This is a genomic window from Methylomagnum sp., assembly GCF_054333355.1.
The window spans coordinates 1-2971 of record NZ_JBTEKS010000483.1; the positions used below are offsets into that span (position 1 = coordinate 1).

Here is a 2971-nt window from a genome sequence, read left to right on the forward strand (position 1 = left end):
CTCGACGACCGCGTGATCTTCAGCGGCGCCGTGGAGGACGGCCGGCAGGCCCTCTTCATCGCCTTCCCCTTCTGCATAGACGCCTTGATGCAGGTGGCCGACATCAACCTGGAATTCTTTCATGTCCGGTTCCTGCTGGCCTGCCTCATGGTCAGCCCCAACGCCTTGGCCCACGCGATTCTGGTCAAGGCCACCCCGGAGCGGGAAGCGGTCGTCGCCGCCGCCCCGGAGGAAGTGCTGCTGGTGTTCAACGACGCGGTGGGGGAGGAATTTTTGGCCCTGGCCGTCATCGACGCCACCGGCAAGCGGGTCGATAAGCACGACGCGCACCTGGATTTCTCCGCCCGCTCCCACTTGCGGGCCTCGGTGGAGAAGCTGCCGCCGGGCCGCTACATCGTGAGATACCGGGTGCTTTCCGCCGACGGCCATGTGGTCAGCGGCAAGTACGCCTTTCAACTCCAACCTCAATGAAGGAGGACGCCACCATGTCCCACGCATCTCGCTTCTCCCGCCTGACGGCGCGACTCGCCGCCGCGCTGGCCACCACCCTGGCTCTGGCCGGGACCGCCGCCACCGCGCCCCGCGACCCGTTCAATGGCCGCCAGTCCTACTCGGGATCGAACATGACCTGCCTCGTCGCCAACGACTTCTACGCGGTGCATTTCTCCGCCATCCAAGAGGGCCAGCAGGCGGGCGAGCGCAACCAGTTTGAAAAATACTGCCAGGAAGTCCCGAAAATCGGGAAAGTGTTCCTGAGCATCGACCTGCTCGACCGCGACACCCGCACCACCCCCATCGCCCTGACCGTGGTGGAGGAAGACATCGCCGATGGCCGCCCCCCGGAAGTCAAATCCACCCTGGCCGAGATCCCCGCCAAGATTTACAAGAACGGCACCGCCGACACCCATGTGGACATCACCCATCCCGGCCATTACGCCCTGATCGCCATCATCGGCGACGGTCCCATCATGGAGGACGACCGGCTGCGCATTCCCTTCAGCGCCGCCCTGCCGCCGCCCACCGATTACGGCAAGTTCGCGGGCCGGGCCACGGGCCTGGTGGTCGCGCTGTTCTTCGGGGTCATGGGGCTCATCGGCTACCGCACCTGGCGGGCTTATCGACCGAAGCGGGACGGCGCGGTGGTCGCCGCCACCGAAGTCAAGGCCGGTTAAACACTCGCGACCCCCACCCCCCAGCCGGGAGGCATGAGCGATGATGGGCATCGAATTCCAGCCAGAACTCCTGAAAGGCATCGCTGGCAAGCTGTGGCTGTTGCTGGCGATGTGCGCCGTCACCCAGGCCGCGTGGGCCGACTGGGCGGGTTTCGCCCGGTTCGGCGCGGTGGCGGAGGTGGCCATCCAAGAGCGGGCCGTCCATGTGAACCTGCGCCTTCTAGACAAAGCCCTGCCCGCGCTGGCGCGGCTGGCCGCGCCGGACGACCCGGCCAGCCCGCCGGAACAAATCGCCAGCCGCCTGCTGGCGCTCAACGACCGGGCGGGTCACGCGCTGCCCGGTCGGCTTGCCAGCCTGCGGAAAATCGCCGCCGGGCCTGATCCGTATTACGAGGCCGAGCTTGAATTCGTGCCGCCGGAGCGGGCGGAGGAACTGACGATAGCGCCGCCCCACGGGGTCGCGGGCACCGACATCGGCATGATCGCCCTGCATCGCGGCGTGCCGGTCAGCGACCTCGTGGCCCTGGACAAAGCCGCGACCCTGCGCCTGGACTGGTCCGACCCGTGGCAATCGCGCTTCGACGACGCCGCCTTCGCCCGCCACCACGCCGAGCCGCGCTCGTTCATTTATGTCGAGCCTTACGAGGTTCGCCACGAAATCATGATCCGGGCGCACGACCTGCTGGCCCGGCTGGATTTTCATCCCGCCCATCCCGAGCGTCTCACCGCGACCGAGCGGAACGCCTTGAAGCAGGCCATCGGCGATTATCTGACCCATCACAACCCGTTGCGTATCGACGGCGCCGCCGTGGCGCCGCAACTCGACCGGGTGGAATTCATCCGCTTCGACCGGCGGGGCGTGCAGGTCTTGCCCGATGACGAGCCGCTGGACAGCGCCACGGCCTTGGCGGGCGTTATTCTGGTGTATCTCACCGACCAGCCCGCCCACGCCATCGAACTGGAATGGGACGCCTTCGGCAAAGCCGACAGCCGCCGCCAGGTCAGCGTGCAATACGGCATCGAAAGCTTCGATTCCTACGTGACCCGCCAATACCCGCTGTTCCAATGGTCTTCGGACGACGTGTTTGACATGGCGGAGGACCAGCCCGCCATCGCCGTGCCAGAGCATCCCACGCCCCGCGTGCCGCACGGGCTGGATACCGCCCTGCGCTACCTCGGCGCGGCCATCGCCCTCGCGGCGCTGGCCCAGCCCCTGCGGCGGCGACGCTTCCATCCGCCCGGCGCGGCGGCGGAATTGGGCCTGTTGCTGGCGCTGGCCGGCTGTGTCGGGTTTTACCCGGAAATCGTGCGGGTGCCGGATGCCGCCGCCGCCACGACAGAACCTCTGCCGGAGGACGCCGCCAAGACCGAATTGCACGCCCTGCTGCACAACGTCTACCGGGCCTTTCAGATACGCGGCGAGGACGCGGCCTACGACCGGCTGGCCCTGAGCCTGGATGGCGACATCCTGGACGAAATCTATCTGCGCCAGCGCCGCGCCCTGCAACAGCGGGACCGGGGCTTGGGCGGCGAAGGCCGGGTGAACCGCATCGAGGTGCTGGACAGCCGCATCGCCCACAGCGGCACCCGCGATATGCGCATCGCCGCCCGCTGGGTGGCCCATGGTACGGTGTCCCACTGGGGCCATTCCCACGAGCGCAGCAACGAGTATCAGGCCAATTTCGTGCTGAGTCCCGCGCTGGATGGGCGGTGGAAAATCACCTCGCTGGAATTCCTGGAGGCGCGGCGCCGGAATGGGGCGGGGTCGCGGTCGTGACCGGCTTGTGGGAGTGGGGGGG

The 2971-nt window shown here is 67.6% G+C and carries 3 protein-coding genes; all 3 read left to right on the forward strand.

What is annotated here, in order from left to right; genetic code table 11:
* A partial coding sequence (locus tag ACXWUF_RS21420; protein ID WP_458496563.1) for a copper resistance CopC family protein occupies nt 1–471 on the forward strand: 471 nt, incomplete at its 5' end.
* Nucleotides 472–485: 14 nt separating this feature from the next.
* Nucleotides 486–1172, forward strand: a complete 687-nt coding sequence (locus ACXWUF_RS21425; protein ID WP_458496564.1) for a hypothetical protein — start codon at nt 486–488, stop codon at nt 1170–1172.
* A 40-nt stretch (nt 1173–1212) separates the two neighbouring features.
* The gene (locus ACXWUF_RS21430; protein ID WP_458496565.1) at nt 1213–2949 is read left to right on the forward strand and encodes a hypothetical protein; all 1737 of its coding nucleotides are present in this window, start codon (nt 1213–1215) and stop codon (nt 2947–2949) included.
* Nucleotides 2950–2971 lie beyond the last annotated feature (22 nt).